The organism is Methylocystis sp. (assembly GCF_050251305.1).
In the GTDB taxonomy this organism is placed as follows: domain Bacteria; phylum Pseudomonadota; class Alphaproteobacteria; order Rhizobiales; family Beijerinckiaceae; genus Methylocystis.
In genome coordinates this window covers 1-14,325 of record NZ_JBFWNB010000033.1, presented here as the reverse complement: position 1 = coordinate 14,325, position 14,325 = coordinate 1, and the positions used below count along the sequence as shown (strand labels likewise).

Sequence of the window (14,325 nt, the reverse complement as noted above, 5' to 3'; positions counted from 1 at the left end):
ACGATGAGCACTATCGGCCGAAAGTCTACGCGTATCAACGCAGTGGAGCCTGCAGACGAGCAAGCGCCGCTGGACCTTTGGGGCGGCTCGAAGCCGCGCGCCTATACGTTCATCGAGCCGTCCGGCGTCTGGCTTTTTCTTCGCCGCAATGTCTGGCGTATGGCGGCGGTCGCGGCGCTGGCGACCGCAACCGCCTTTCTTGTCGCGGTTCTCGTCTTCAACAAATATTCGGCGACGGCCGTCGTCATGGTCGATCCGCGTTCGGCGAAAGTCACGCAGACGGGCGGCGTTCTCGCAAACATCGGCGCCGACGCCATCGCCATTGAAAGCCTCGTGCAGGTCGCGCGTTCGGAGGGCTTCCTCGGCGCGCTGGTCGATCAGCTCAATCTCACCCAGGACAGCTATTTCGCCGGCCGCGGCGCCACCGAGGCGCTCAAGCGACTTGCGACGATCGAGAAGCTGGGCGCCAAGCTGTCGGTGGCGCGGCGCGGCACGACCTATGTGATCGACGTCACCGCCACGGCGCCGTCGCCCGATCAGGCGGCCAGCATCGCCAACGCCGCCGCGCAGAAGATTCTCGACGACCAGACGAGTTTGCGCACCGGCGCCAGCGCCATGACGGCGCAGGAGATTCAAAATCGCCTTGCCGAATTGCGCGGACGCGTGACTCGCGCCGAACAGGCGGTGGCCGAACTCAAGGCGCGCCTCAAAGTCACTGACGCCGGCCAGGGCAATACGCTCCTCGAGCGGCGCGTCTTCGAACTCAACCAGCAGCTCGTTCTGGCGAGCGCGCAAACCGCGGAAGCCCGCGCGCGCTACGAATTGCTGCGCAAGGCGGGCGCGAGCGCCGGCGAAAATCTGCCGCTCGCCACGCAGTCGACGGTGCTCAGCGCGTTGCGCGCGGAATATGCGCGGCTCTCCCGCCAATCCGCTGACCAGGCCACAGTGCTCGGCCCGCGCCATCCCGACGTGGCGAGCCTGCGCGCGCAGCTCGCCGACGTGCGTCGGCAGATCAACGCCGAGATCAGCCGCATGACGGCCTCGGCGCGCGCCGCCTATCTCGAAGCCGAACAGCGCGAGACGGCGCTCGCCAGTCAGCTCAAGAGCGCGCAAGCCGAGAGCGGCGCGCTCGGCCCCGAACTGGTCAAGCTCGGCGAACTTGACCGGGAGGCCAAGGCGGAGCGGAGCGTCTATGAGCAGCTGCTCAATCGCCAGCGCGAACTCACGCAGGTGAAGGATCTGGACCCGAGCGACATCCGCGTCGTCTCCCCGGCGCTGCCGCCGTCGCGCACCACGCCGCCGCGGATGGCGCTGGCGGCGGCCTCCGCGGCGTTGGGATTGATCGCAGGCCTCGCCTATGCGATCGGGCGCGAATGGCGGGAGGACACGCTCAAGACCGCCGCGCAGGTCGAACGCCTCGGCGGCGTCGAAGTCATGGGATTCATTCCGCTGGTGAGCCCCGCAAAAAAAGACGGGGATAAGCGGGCGGCGCCAGATCTTTCGCCATGGCTCGCAGATCTAAGCGCGGAGCTGACGCCCGAAGCGGCGGGCGATGAAGGGCTTGCGCTCCTCGTCGCGTCGACGCGTCGCGGCGAGGGCCGCACGACGGCGGCGTCGAACCTGGCGGCCTATCTTGCGCAGGGCGGCGATCGCGTGCTGCTGATCGAGGCTGACCGGAAAGCCGATGAAAAAAAGCCCGGTTTCGGCTTGCTCGACATCCTGGAGACGAGCGAGGATTTGAAGCGCGCCTTCATCGAGCCGAAAGACGCGCCGTACACGCTGCTGCCCTATGGCGGTGAGACCCTCAATCACCCGCGCGCCGTTGGCGGCCTGATGAGCGGCATGACCATGCGGGCCATGCTCAAGCTCGCCCGGCAGTGGTTCGATGTCGTCGTGATCGACGGACCGCCCGCGCTGGAGGCGCCCCACGCGCGACTGCTCGCGGCCCAGGCCGACCGAACCGTATTCGTGATCGAATGGGGCAAGACCAGCGCCGCCGACGTCAAGGCCGCGCTTGCGCGACTGGACCTGCGTGAGGCGGTTGTGCTTTATAATAAGGCCGACGTGAACGGGCTCCGGATGTATGATCCGCAGCAATCGCGCCTGATGGAGAAGCAGGCCGACGCAATCGCCAAGGCGGCCTGAGAGTCCCAAGAGGCGCTAGCCGACTCGCGAGAAACCGACATAACATCCCCAGGGCAAGCGGCCGCCGCGCCCTCCTCCGCCTGAGGTCACTTTTGGCTCATTCCAGAATCGTCGATCTGACGCGCATTCGCCTGTCCCGTCGCTCTGTCGTCGGCGCCGGCGCCGCCGCGCTGTTCGTCCCGCGCGTTCTCGCCAAGTCGGGAGCGCCGGCCGCCGCCAACCGTTTCGGCCCGCTGACGCCGGGCGAAGTCGAGAGCCACGGCCTTTCGGCGTTTGGCGATCTCGGCGAGGCGGCCGACTTCAAACATTTCGGCTACGTCAATCCGAACGCCCCGAAAGGGGGGACATTGACGTTGTCGCCGGCGAGTCCGACCTACGACAGTTTCAACGCTTATATCTTGCGCGGCAATCCGGCGACGGGCATGTCGCTCGTCTTCGACAGCCTGATGAACCAGAGCCTCGACGAGCGCGACGCCTATTACGGCCTCGTCGCCAAGAAAGTGCGCATCTCGCCGGATAAGCTCACCTACGCCTTCCTTTTGCGCAAGGAAGCGCGCTTTCATGACGGCTCGCCGCTCACCGCGCATGACGTCGCCTTTTCGCTGAACATTCTCAAGAGCAAGGGCCACCCCGTCATCAGCCAGATGCTGCGCGACCTCGAAAGCGCGCAGGCGGACGCCGACGACGTTCTCGTCCTGCGCTTCGCGCCGGGCCGCACGCGCGATCTTCCGCTCAACGTCGTCGGTCAGCCGATTTTTTCGCGCGCCTATTACAAGGATCACGATTTCGAAGCGACGACATTGGAGCCGCCGCTGGCCTCCGGACCCTATAGGGTCGGCTCCTTCGAACAGGGCCGCTACATCGCCTATCATCGCGCGCCCGACTATTGGGCGAAGGACCTGCCGATCACTATCGGCCAGGGCAATTTCGACGTCATCCGCTTCGAATATTTCGGCGACAGCCAGGTGGCCTTCGAGGCCTTCAAAGCCGGCGCATTCACGGAACGCGAGGAAAACATCGCGCGCGTCTGGGCGACGGGCTATGATTTTCCGGCGTTCAACGACGGGCGCATCAAGCGGACGACGACTCCCAACAATAATATCCCGCAGATCCAGGGATGGTTCTTCAACACGCGGCGCAAAGTCTTCAAGGATCCGCGCGTGCGCGAAGCGATCGGCTACGCCTTCGACTATGAATGGACGAGCCGCAATCTGATGTATGACGCCTACAAGCGCATCTCGTCTTACTTCGAAAATTCAGAGCTCGAAGCAAAGGGACTGCCGAGCGACCAGGAAAAGGCGCTGCTCGAACCCTATCGCGCCGACCTGCCGGCGGAAGTTTTCGGCGAGCCCTTTGTCGCGCCCGTCTCTGACGGCTCGGGTCAGGATCGCGCCCTGCTCAGAAAGGCCAATGACCTGTTTGTCGCGGCAGGCTGCACGCGACAGGACGGAATCCTCCGGCTTCCCGACGGCGCGCCGATCGAATTCGAGTTTCTCGACAATTCCAGCGTCTTCGAGCGTCACACGCAACCGTTCATCAAGAATCTGAAGCTCCTCGGAGTCACCGCCCGCATCCGCATCGTCGACGCCGCGCAATACAAGAAGCGCCTCGAGGACTTCGATTTCGACATCGTCCACGACGTGCTGATGATGAGCTGGAATCCGGGAGAGGAGCTTCGCGCCTATTTCGACTCGCAAACCGCCAACGTGCCCGGGTCGCGCAATCTGCCGGGCGTTTCCAATCCGGCGGTGGATGCGCTGGTCGAAAAAGCGCTCAAGGCCCAAAGTCGGGAAGAGCTCGTCACCTGCTGCCGCGCGCTTGATCGCGCGCTGCGCGCGCAGCGCTACTGGGTGCCGCACTGGTACAATCCCGTGCACCGCTTCGCCTATTGGGATCTTTTCGGCCGGCCCGAACGCCCGCCGAAATTCGACACGGGCGTGCTGTGGACGTGGTGGTGGGATGACGATAAAGCGCGCAAGATCAATTTCACGGCGCGCTAACGGTTTTCCGACGGGCGCGCCCGCCGGCTACGACATTCGGCCAAGGCCAGAAACGCGAGACGTCAGATGGGAGCCTATATCGCCCGCCGCGTGCTGCTGATGATCCCGACAATCCTCGGCATCATGCTCATCTCCTTCGTCATCGTGCAGTTCGCGCCGGGCGGTCCGGTCGAACGCATCATCGCGCAGCTGCAGGGCTTCGACGTCGGCGCGACCGGCCGCTTTTCGGGCGGCGGGGGCGACGTCGGACAGGGCGGCGCGAACCAGACCGGCACCATGGCCGCCGAAACCGCCTCCAAATATCGCGGCGCGCAAGGGCTCGATCCGAAATTCATCGCCGAGCTCGAGAAACAGTTCGGCTTCGACAAGCCGGCCTGGGAGCGTTTCCTGCTGATGGTCAGGAATTATGCGATGTTCGATTTCGGGCGCAGCTATTTTCGCGACGAAAGCGTCGTCAAGCTGATCGGCGAGAAGCTGCCCGTCTCGATTTCGCTCGGACTATGGATGACGCTTCTGTCCTATTCGATTTCAATCCCGCTCGGCATCGCCAAGGCGGTGCGCGACGGAACGAAATTCGACATGTGGACGTCGAACGCCGTCATCATCGGCTACGCCATTCCGAGCTTTCTGTTCGCCATGCTGCTGATCGTGCTCTTCGCGGGCGGCTCGTTTTGGCAGATCTTCCCGCTCCGCGGCCTGACCTCGGACGATTTCTGGGACCTGTCGCTTTTCGGCAAGGTGAAGGATTATCTCTGGCACATCATTCTGCCCGTCACCGCAATGACGCTCGGCGCTTTCGCGACGCAGACCTTTCTGACCAAGAACTCGTTTCTCGATGAAATCCGCAAGCAATATGTGCAGACCGCGCGCATGAAAGGCCTCACCGAACGACGCGTGCTGTACGGCCATGTGTTCCGCAACGCGATGCTGATCGTCATCGCCGGCTTTCCGGGCGCGTTCGTGCACGCCTTCCTTACGGGATCGGTGCTGATCGAAACCATCTTTTCACTCGACGGGCTCGGCTATCTCTCCTTCGAGAGCATCGTCAACCGCGATTATCCGGTCGTCTTCGCCAATCTTTACATCTTTGCGCTGCTCGGACTTGTGGTGAATCTCGTTTCCGATCTCACCTACACCTGGATCGATCCGCGCATCGATTTCGAAACCCGCGAGGTGTGATGGTGAGCGCAGCGACGGACGCCGAACCTGTTCTCGCCCCGCCCCTTCATCGCGAAGGCTGGCTGCGGCTGACGCCGCTCGATCGTCGTCGCCTCGAAAGTTTCAAGGCGAACCGACGCGGCTATTGGTCGTTCTGGATCTTCATGACGCTGTTCGTCATGTCGCTCGGCGCGAATTTCCTGGCCAATGACCGGCCGATTCTGGCGTGGTACAAGGGCGAGCTGCTGTTTCCGGCCTTCGTCTCCTATCCGGAGGAGATGTTTGGCGGCTTCCTCGCGCGCACCGATTACCGCGATCCCGTCATCGCCGACGAGATCAAAGCGCATGGCTGGATGCTTTGGCCGCCGATCCGCTTCTCCTATGACACGCATAATCTGGAGCTGCCCACGCCGGCGCCCTCGCCGCCGACCTGGATGCTGACGCAGAAGCAATGCGAGGTCGCGGCGGCGAAAGGCCTGCGTCCGGGCCAACCCAATCGCGGCTGCGCGGCGCTCGAATATAATTGGCTCGGCACCGACGATCAGGGCCGCGACGTCGTCGCCCGCCTGCTTTACGGCTTTCGAATTTCCGTGCTGTTCGGGCTGATCTTGGCGTCCATCTCCTCGATCGTCGGCGTCGCCGCGGGCGCGATACAGGGCTATTTCGGCGGGCGCGTCGATCTCGTGTTTCAGCGCTTTATCGAGGTCTGGTCGTCGCTGCCGCAACTTTATCTGCTGATCATCATTTCGTCGTTTCTGACGCCCGGATTCTTCGTGCTGCTCGGCATCCTGCTGCTCTTCTCCTGGGTGTCGCTCGTGCATGTCGTCCGCGCCGAGTTCCTGCGCGCGCGTAATTTCGAATATGTCAACGCCGCGCGCGCGCTCGGCCTCAGCAATTTCCGCATCATCGTCAGGCATCTGCTGCCGAACGCCACGGTGGCGACGCTCACATTCCTGCCCTTCATTCTCAATTCGTCGATCACTACGCTCACGGCGCTGGATTTTCTCGGCTTCGGCCTGCCGCCGGGGTCGCCCTCGCTCGGCGAACTGCTGCTGCAGGGAAAATCCAATCTTCAGGCGCCATGGCTGGGACTGACCGGCTTCGCGATCATCGCGCTGATGCTGTCGCTCCTGGTCTTTGTCGGCGAAGCGGTGCGCGACGCCTTTGACCCGAGGAAGAATTTCCGGTGACGACTCTCGGCGCGGCGGCGTCTCCCCTCCTCGACGTTCGCGATCTCTCGGTTTCCTTCCTGCACGGCGGCCGCGAGACCAATGCCGTCGACGGCGTCTCCTTCTCGCTCGAGCGCGGCAAGACTCTCGCGCTCGTCGGCGAATCCGGCTCCGGCAAGTCGATCAGCGCATTGTCGATCGTGCGCCTGCTGCCGCCAGGCGCCACCGCGTCCGGCCAGGCGTTCTTCGACGGCGACGATATGCTGGCGATCGACGACAATCGGCTTCGCGCCATCCGCGGCGCGCGCATCACGATGGTGTTCCAGGAGCCGATGACGTCGCTCAATCCGCTGCACACGATCGAGCAGCAGATTGCGGAAATTCTCGAGCTGCACGGCATGCGCGGCGAAGAGGCCGTTCGCAAGCGCGTCGTCGAGCTGCTCGGCGAGGTCGGCATACCCGACCCTCAGGCGCGGCTTGGCGCCTATCCGCATCAGCTCTCGGGCGGCCAACGTCAGCGCGTCATGATCGCCATGGCGCTCGCCAACAAGCCGGATCTGCTGATCGCCGACGAACCGACGACGGCGCTCGACGTCACCGTGCAGGCGCAAATTCTCGCGCTGCTGGAGCGGCTGCAACGGACCTACGGCATGGCGATGCTGTTCATCACGCACGATCTCGGACTGGTGCGGCGTTTCGCCGACACGGTCTGCGTCATGCAGAAGGGGCGCATTGTCGAACAGGGCGAGGTGGAGACAGTCTTCTCGTCGCCCCAGCATCCCTACACCAAGGCGCTGCTCACGGCGGAGCCCAAGGGCGCGCCGATTGTCGAAAACAGCCAGGCGCGCGTGGTGGCCTCGGCCGAGCAATTGCGCGTCTGGTTTCCCATCCGGCGCGGCTTCATGAGGCGGGTCGTCGGTCACGTCAAAGCCGTCGACGGCGTCACCATCGAAGTGCGCGAGGGCGCCACTGTCGGCGTCGTCGGCGAGTCGGGTTCCGGCAAGACGACGCTGGCGCTGGCCATGCTGCGGCTCATTCGCTCGGAAGGGCCGATCGTTTTTCTTGGCCAGCGCATCGACGGCAGGAGCGTCGACGCCATGCGTCCGCTTCGGCGCGACATGCAGATCGTCTTCCAGGACCCCTACGGCTCTCTCTCGCCGCGCATGTCGGTGGCGGAAATCGTCGCCGAAGGGCTGACCGTTCAGCGGCCGGAGCTTTCGCTCGATCAGCGCCGCGAAATCGTGGCGCGCGCGCTGCAGGAAACCGGTCTCGATCCTTCGACGATGGATCGCTATCCGCATGAATTTTCCGGCGGCCAGCGGCAGCGCATCGCCATCGCCCGCGCCATGGTGCTCGAACCGAAATTCGTCGTGCTCGACGAGCCGACGTCGGCGCTCGACATGTCCGTGCAGGCGCAGATCATCGATCTTTTGCGCGACCTGCAACGCCGCCGCGCGCTCGCCTATCTCTTCATCAGCCACGATCTGCGCGTCGTGAAAGCGCTCGCCGCGCATCTCATCGTGATGCGCTACGGCAAAGTGGTGGAGGAAGGACCGGCGACCCAAGTGTTCTCCGAACCCAAGAGCGAATATACGCGCGCGCTCTTCGCCGCGGCCTTCCGCAATGAGGCGGAGCCGATCTCCGGCGATTCAATCGGCGGACAATGAGCCTTCGGCGACGCCCGCGCGCGCCGGATCGCGAAAGACGACGACGGTGACGCGTTGCGTCAGAACGACTTCGTCGCGCTGATTATAGGTTGCGATATCCATCGAGACGAAGCCGCGGTCCGCGTGGCGACGCGGAAGAACGATCCGCGTCAGCTCGGCTTCGACGCGGAGCGAATCGCCGGGCCGGACCGGCAATTTCCAGCCGATATGCGCCTCGACGCCGACGATGCCGCCCGCAAAAGGCGGGTCGGCCGAGTCGATGAGCAGCCTTATGCTCAGCGCGCCGGTCTGCCAGCCGCTCGCGACGAGTCCGCCGAACATGCTGTCCTTGGCGGCCGCTTCGTCGAGATGAAAATACTGCGGATCATTGTCGCGCGCGAAGCGGATGATGTCTTCGGCGCTGATCGTCACGCGCTTCGAATGCAGCCGCCGCCCAACGTGAAGGTCTTCCAGATAAAGCTTCCTGCTCATTCCGCGACGTCTTTCGGCAGGCGTTTCACGCTGGTGACCGGTCCAGCGCCCGCCGCCTCATTGCGCGCGCGCACGACGTCCAGCGGTTCGCTCGTGACCTGCATGTGGGTGGCGTTGGCGTGAAGCAGCGTGCCGGCGTCGCGCATGACGCCGACATGTCCCTTCCAGAACACGATATCGCCGCGCATGAGCGGCGCGCCAGCCGCGAGCGGCGCGCCGAACGCGGCTTCCTGCATGTCGGTGTCGCGCGGCGCCGTGACGCCCGCCATCAGCAAGGAGACCTGCACCAGTCCCGAACAGTCGACGCCGAGCCAGGATTTGCCGCCCCAAAGATAGGGCGCGCCGATCAGCGTCTCGGCGACCGCCACGAAGTCCGGCGCCTTCGCGTTCTGCGCGACGAGATGTTTGCGATAGACGAAACCGAGTTCCGGCGTCACGCCGAAACCGTCGCGCTCTTCGACGATTGCGACCTCGGCGCCAAGCGGGAGAGCGTTCAGCGGCGGCAATTTGATGTTGGGTCCCGGATAAACGAACGTCCGCGGCACGCAGACGCGATGCGTCGGCGCGCTCAATTCGCGCCACAGCGTATTCGCCGCGATCCAGCCGACGTATTTGTCGCGCGCAAGCTGCGCCCAGGCCCAGCCTTCCTCCTCATCGTAGACAGTGACGCGCTCGCCGTAGATCGCCTGCGTGTCGACGGCGGCGTCGGGACGGGGTTCACGCCGAAGGTCGACGACGCAGTCCCTCACCTCCATGGCGACGCCTTCCACATATCGGTCGGCGGTCACGCGTCCCTTCAGATAGGCGGCGGCGAGTTCGGGACGCGCGGGCGTCAGCCGCCGGTCGAAATGTTCGCTCACGACGTCGCTTTCTTTTGCGCGGCGCGCGCCTCGATCAACTCATACAGCAACCGCGCCGCTTGCACCTCGCCGCCCTCCGGACGGCCCGGCTTCGTGGACGGGTTCCAGCAGTAGACGTCGAAATGCGCCCAACGGGCGGGCTCCGCAACAAAGCGCCTCAGGAACAGAGCGGCGGTGATCGATCCGGCGAAGGGGCCGCTCGTGACGTTGGCGAGATCAGAAATCTTGCCGTCCAGGCCGCTGTCGTAATTGTCCCAGAGCGGCATCCGCCACACCGGATCGTTCACCGCGCCGGCATGCGTGGCGATCTCGCCGGCGAGCGCGTCGTCGCCGGTGTAGAACGGCGGAATTTCGGGGCCGAGCGCAACGCGCGCGGCTCCGGTGAGCGTTGCGAAATCGAACAGAAGGTCGGACGGCGTTTCGCTCGCATAGGCAAGCGCGTCGGCGAGAATGAGCCTGCCTTCCGCATCGGTGTTGCCGATCTCGACCGTCAGCCCCTTGCGGCTGCGGTAAATGTCGCTCGTGCGAAACGCCGAAGCCGAGATCGAGTTTTCGACGATCGGGAGCAGCACGCGCAAGCGAACCGGCGCATCGCCGTCGAGCAGCATCGCCGCAAGCGACAGGACGGTCGCCGCGCCGCCCATGTCTTTCTTCATCAGCAGCATCGCGCTCGACGGCTTGATGTCGAGCCCGCCCGTATCGAAACAGACGCCCTTGCCGACGAGCGTCACCCGCAGTCCGTCTTCGGGGCCATGCTCGAATTCGACGAGCCTCGGCGCCTGGGCCGCCGCCCGGCCGACGGCGTGGATCAGGGGGAAGTTTTCGGCGAGCAGCGCGTCGCCGACGATGACGCGGCTTTTGGCGCCATGCTTCGCGCCGAGCGCGAGCGCCGCCTCGGCCAGCGCTTCCGGCCCCATGTCATTGGTCGGCGTATTGACCAGATCGCGCCCCAGCGCCACGGCGCCGGCGATGCGCGCGATGCGCGCGGAGTCGACGCCCTCGGGCGCGCAGAGACGCGGCGCTTCGCTCTTGCGCGGCTTATAGCGGGCGAAGGCGTAGCTCGACAGAAGGAAGGCCAGCGCCGCCTGTGCCGGCGCATCGACGCCGTCGCCAAGCCGGTAGAGCCCCTTCGGCAGCGCGGTCGCAAGCTTGCCCGCGAAAAACGGATCGCGCGCTTTCGGCGTTTTCCCCTCCGCGCCGAAAAAGACCCGCGGCGCGCCGTCGACATCCGGCGCGAAAAAAAGCGAGCCGGGTTTCGCCTCGAAGGCCGCAAGTTCGGCGAGACGCGCGGTCGGCTCGGGAAGCTTCGCGCGGCGTTCGGCCCAATCTTCCTTGTTGACGAATTCGATGGCGATCGCCTCAGGCGACCAGGCTTCAAGCTCCATGCGTTCCGCCGCTTCCTCTAGCCCCAGGTTCGGCCTTGTTCCATCAGGCCGCGCATCGCGTAAAGGGCGCGCGCCCAGCCGACGAGCCGAAATTATTCCACAGATTTAAGCGATCGATTCCGCCTATGGCCCTATGCGAAGAACCGCTCATTGGGTATGGCCAAATCGGCTTAGCCAAGTTGGCTTGGCCAAGCCGGCTTGGAGCTCCCGCGAGCGGACCGGCGCTTGGAATGACGATCTTTGCTTTGATTTCACACTGATGTCTGGCCCTGGTCAGGCTTTTTATCGTCCACGCGCATCCCTTGACGATGACGCCACTTTGGCCATCGCTCACTCCGAGCCTTCGTGGCGATGCTCGAAAGGCGTCGCAAAACTCAACTCCCACAGGGATATCGCCATGCACTACCATGTCTACAAGGACGCAGCCAATCAATGGCGCTGGACGCTGATCGCGGCCAACAACAAGAAGATCGCCAATTCGGGCGAAGGCTACATTAACAAGGCGGACTGCCTCAGCGCGATCGAACTCGTGAAAGGGTCGGCGTCGGCCCCCATTCGCGAGGACTGAGCCGCCCCGATGTTTGACGGCCTTTGGCCCCGCCGACCCGGCAGGGTGGCTTGGCGTTGTTTCCTGGCCTTGCCCGAGCAATCGGGCTAACCGCAGCCGCACGGCCGAGGCTGCAGCCCTTGAGCCAATGTTCTGCGCATTTTGCCTATAAATTAGCCGCTCGGCGCCTTCCGACTGCTCAAGAGCGCATTCGTCCTCAAGGCGCAAAACGATTATTTTATTCGCAGCATGGCACGCTGATTGCTTAGCGAACGCTCACTTCGCCACCTTTCAGGGCATGTCTGCACAAATGAAAATCATCACGGCCATTATCAAACCCTTCAAGCTCGATGAGGTGCGCGAGGCGCTGACGGAAATTGGCGTGCACGGAATGACCGCGACCGAGGTCAAAGGCTATGGCCGCCAGAAAGGCCATGCCGAGATCTATCGCGGCGCCGAATATATCGTCGCCTTCCTGCCCAAGGTGAAGATCGACGTCGCGCTTCCTTCCGCGCTTGTCGATCGCGCCATCGAGGCGATCCGGCTCGCCGCCTACACCGGACATATCGGCGACGGCAAAATTTTCGTCGCGCCTCTGGAGCGCGCAATGCGCATCCGCACCGGCGAGACGGACTCCGACGCCCTCTGAGCGCCTTCCCAATCAAAAATCAGGATTCACGATGCAGAGCTCGTTTGCGCGCGGCCCGCGTAAGGATTGCCGCATTCTCAAGCGCCCGCAGGGCGGACATCTCGCAGAGCGGCGACATTCGCCGCTCCGGCGCCGTCCCTTGCGCGCCGCGGCCGCGCTGGCGGCGCTGATTGTCGCGCAACCGGCTTTCGCGCAGGCGGGCGAAGGCAGGATCGACGCGGCCGACACCGCGTTCATGATCGCCGCCACGGCGCTCGTCTTGATGATGACTCTGCCCGGCCTTGCGCTCTTCTACAGCGGCATGGTGCGCAAGAAGAACGTTCTCGCCACGATGGCGCAGAGCCTCATCGCCACCGCCCTCGTCTCGCTGCTGTGGATTGGCGTCGCCTACAGCCTCGCCTTCGGCGGCGACGGCGCATACATCGGCGACGCGTCGCGAATGCTGCTCGCCGGAATTGGGCTCGATACGGTGAGCCCCTTCGCCAAGACCATCCCCGAAATCCTTTTCATGATCTATCAGATGACCTTCGCGGTCATCACCTGCGCGCTGGTCGCCGGCTCCGTCGCGGAACGCATGAAATTCTCGGCCTTCATGCTGTTTTGCGCGTTGTGGCTGTTCATCGTCTATGCGCCCTCCGCGCATTGGGTCTGGGGCGGCGGTTTTCTCCAGAAGATGGGGCTTCTCGATTTCGCCGGCGGAACGGTCGTGCACATCAACGCCGGCGTCGCCGGACTCGTCTGCGCATTGGTTCTCGGGAGCCGCGTGGGATTCGGCCGCGAGAACCTTTCGCCCTTCGATCTCTCGCTCGCGGTGGTCGGCACGGGACTGCTCTGGGTCGGCTGGTTCGGCTTCAACGGCGGCTCGGCGCTCGCCGCAAATTCGCGAGCGGTCTTCGCGATCGTGGCGACGCATCTCGCCGCATGCGCCGGCGCGCTTGTGTGGAGCGCTCTCGAATGGCTCCAGCGCGGCAAGCCTTCGGTGCTCGGCGTCGTCTCTGGGGCCGTCGCCGGACTCGGCACGATCACGCCGGCCTCAGGCTATGTGCTGCCCTGGCATGGCGTCGTCATCGGGCTGATCGCCGGCGGCGTCTGCTACTGGTTCTGCACTGTCGCGAAATACAGGTTCCGCTATGACGATACGCTCGACGTGTTCGGCGTGCATGGCGTCGGCGGCATCATGGGAACATTGCTCGCCGGAGTCTTCGCCACTCGCGCGATCACCGCTTCAGACGGCGATCCCGGCGTGGCGGGTCTGCTGGACGGCGATCCGCATCAGCTCCTCGTGCAGGCGATCGGCGTGCTCGTGACCATCGTCTGGTGCGTGATCGGCACCTGGGCGACGCTGAAAATCGTCTCCCTGTTCACCTCGCTTCGCGTGAATCACGACGACGAGCGCGAAGGACTCGACATCGCGCTGCATGGCGAAGCGCTGCACCAGTAGCGCCTCACAGAGTAAGCGCTTCGCCAGCGCCGGCGCGTCTGCCGTCCCTGGCGAGCCGCTCGTCAAAGCTGGCGCAAGGCTCCAATTCCTTTACGGTAATTTAATACCTCATAATCGAGTCGCCATAGATTTCAGGGACTCCAAGATGATCTTTCGTCCACAAACTGCTTGACCTGCCCCGCCGCCTCCCCTATCCACACGGCTTCCGAACACATAGCGTTCAAACGGAATTCCCATCCATGTTTGGCAAGACCTATTCGGCGAAGCCCGCCGACATCGAAAAGAAGTGGGTGCTGATCGACGCCTCCGGGCTGATCGTCGGCCGCCTCGCTTCGCTCATCGCGCTACGTCTTCGCGGCAAGCACAAGGCGACCTTCACGCCCCATATGGACGATGGCGACAACATCATCGTCATCAACGCCGACAAGGTGGTCCTGACCGGCCGCAAGCGCGACCAGAAGGTCTATCACCATCACACGGGCTTCCCCGGCGGCATCAAGGAGCGTTCGGCGAAGTTCCTCCTTGAAGGGCGCTTCCCAGAGCGCGTCCTCGAGAAAGCCGTGCAGCGCATGCTGCCGCGCGGCCCCCTGGGCCGCAAGCAGCTCGGCAATCTGCGCGTCTACAAGGGCGCCGAACATCCGCATGTGGCGCAAAATCCGCAGACGCTCGACGTCGCCGCCCTGAACGCCAAGAATAGCCGGAGCGCCTGATCATGGCCGAGTCCACTCTTTCCTCGCTTTCAGATCTGCAGGCGAACGTCGCCCCGGCGCCGGAAGCGCCGCGCTATGTGCTGATGCTCGAAAAGCTGGGCCGCGCCTACGCCACCGGCAAGC

At 64.2% G+C, this 14,325-nt stretch carries 12 protein-coding genes; 9 read left to right on the top strand and 3 right to left on the bottom strand.

Going from position 1 to position 14,325, the window contains the following annotated elements:
- Positions 1 to 3 precede the first annotated feature (3 nt).
- The 5 genes from AB7F41_RS11675 (at position 4) to AB7F41_RS11655 (ending at position 8,139) form a co-directional block, all read left to right on the top strand.
- Positions 4 to 2,145 carry a GumC family protein gene (locus AB7F41_RS11675; protein ID WP_428380358.1) on the top strand — a complete coding sequence of 714 codons (2,142 nt, stop codon included), beginning with the start codon at positions 4 to 6 and terminating at the stop codon, positions 2,143 to 2,145.
- A gap of 92 nt (positions 2,146 to 2,237) precedes the next feature.
- Positions 2,238 to 4,145 carry an extracellular solute-binding protein gene (locus tag AB7F41_RS11670; RefSeq protein WP_428380360.1) on the top strand — a complete coding sequence of 636 codons (1,908 nt, stop codon included), beginning with the start codon at positions 2,238 to 2,240 and terminating at the stop codon, positions 4,143 to 4,145.
- 66 nt (positions 4,146 to 4,211) lie between these two features.
- The gene (locus AB7F41_RS11665; RefSeq protein WP_428380362.1) at positions 4,212 to 5,324 is read left to right on the top strand and encodes a microcin C ABC transporter permease YejB; all 1,113 of its coding nucleotides are present in this window, start codon (positions 4,212 to 4,214) and stop codon (positions 5,322 to 5,324) included.
- On the top strand, positions 5,324 to 6,493 hold the full coding sequence (locus AB7F41_RS11660; protein ID WP_428380363.1) for an ABC transporter permease: 1,170 nt from the start codon (positions 5,324 to 5,326) through the stop codon (positions 6,491 to 6,493). Before AB7F41_RS11665 ends, AB7F41_RS11660 begins: the two co-directional genes overlap by 1 nt.
- The gene (locus tag AB7F41_RS11655; RefSeq protein ID WP_428406588.1) at positions 6,490 to 8,139 is read left to right on the top strand and encodes an ABC transporter ATP-binding protein; all 1,650 of its coding nucleotides are present in this window, start codon (positions 6,490 to 6,492) and stop codon (positions 8,137 to 8,139) included. The genes AB7F41_RS11660 and AB7F41_RS11655 overlap by 4 nt, the downstream gene beginning before the upstream one ends.
- On the opposite strand, the gene AB7F41_RS11650 is transcribed toward AB7F41_RS11655, so the two are convergent.
- Genes AB7F41_RS11650 through AB7F41_RS11640 form a run of 3 tightly spaced genes read right to left on the bottom strand, consistent with a single transcriptional unit; the run spans position 8,122 to position 10,855 of the window.
- Positions 8,122 to 8,610: a MaoC/PaaZ C-terminal domain-containing protein gene (locus tag AB7F41_RS11650; RefSeq protein ID WP_428380367.1), complete on the bottom strand. Its 489-nt coding sequence runs from the start codon at positions 8,608 to 8,610 to the stop codon at positions 8,122 to 8,124. The two genes, AB7F41_RS11655 and AB7F41_RS11650, sit on opposite strands and share 18 nt — an antisense overlap.
- Positions 8,607 to 9,470 (bottom strand): C40 family peptidase, encoded by an 864-nt coding sequence (locus tag AB7F41_RS11645; protein ID WP_428380369.1) that lies wholly within the window; start codon positions 9,468 to 9,470, stop codon positions 8,607 to 8,609. Before AB7F41_RS11645 ends, AB7F41_RS11650 begins: the two co-directional genes overlap by 4 nt.
- On the bottom strand, positions 9,467 to 10,855 hold the full coding sequence (locus AB7F41_RS11640) for a leucyl aminopeptidase family protein (protein ID WP_428380371.1): 1,389 nt from the start codon (positions 10,853 to 10,855) through the stop codon (positions 9,467 to 9,469). The genes AB7F41_RS11645 and AB7F41_RS11640 overlap by 4 nt, the downstream gene beginning before the upstream one ends.
- Before the next feature lie 397 nt (positions 10,856 to 11,252).
- Between AB7F41_RS11640 and AB7F41_RS11635 the strand changes: the two genes are divergently transcribed.
- The 4 genes from AB7F41_RS11635 (at position 11,253) to rplM (ending at position 14,202) form a co-directional block, all read left to right on the top strand.
- Positions 11,253 to 11,423 (top strand): YegP family protein, encoded by a 171-nt coding sequence (locus AB7F41_RS11635; protein ID WP_428380373.1) that lies wholly within the window; start codon positions 11,253 to 11,255, stop codon positions 11,421 to 11,423.
- 277 nt (positions 11,424 to 11,700) lie between these two features.
- Positions 11,701 to 12,051 carry a P-II family nitrogen regulator gene (locus AB7F41_RS11630; protein WP_428380375.1) on the top strand — a complete coding sequence of 117 codons (351 nt, stop codon included), beginning with the start codon at positions 11,701 to 11,703 and terminating at the stop codon, positions 12,049 to 12,051.
- A 31-nt stretch (positions 12,052 to 12,082) separates the two neighbouring features.
- On the top strand, positions 12,083 to 13,492 hold the full coding sequence (locus AB7F41_RS11625) for an ammonium transporter (RefSeq protein ID WP_428380377.1): 1,410 nt from the start codon (positions 12,083 to 12,085) through the stop codon (positions 13,490 to 13,492).
- Positions 13,493 to 13,731: 239 nt separating this feature from the next.
- Positions 13,732 to 14,202 carry a 50S ribosomal protein L13 gene (rplM, locus tag AB7F41_RS11620; RefSeq protein WP_428380378.1) on the top strand — a complete coding sequence of 157 codons (471 nt, stop codon included), beginning with the start codon at positions 13,732 to 13,734 and terminating at the stop codon, positions 14,200 to 14,202.
- The last annotated feature ends 123 nt before the right edge of the window (positions 14,203 to 14,325 follow it).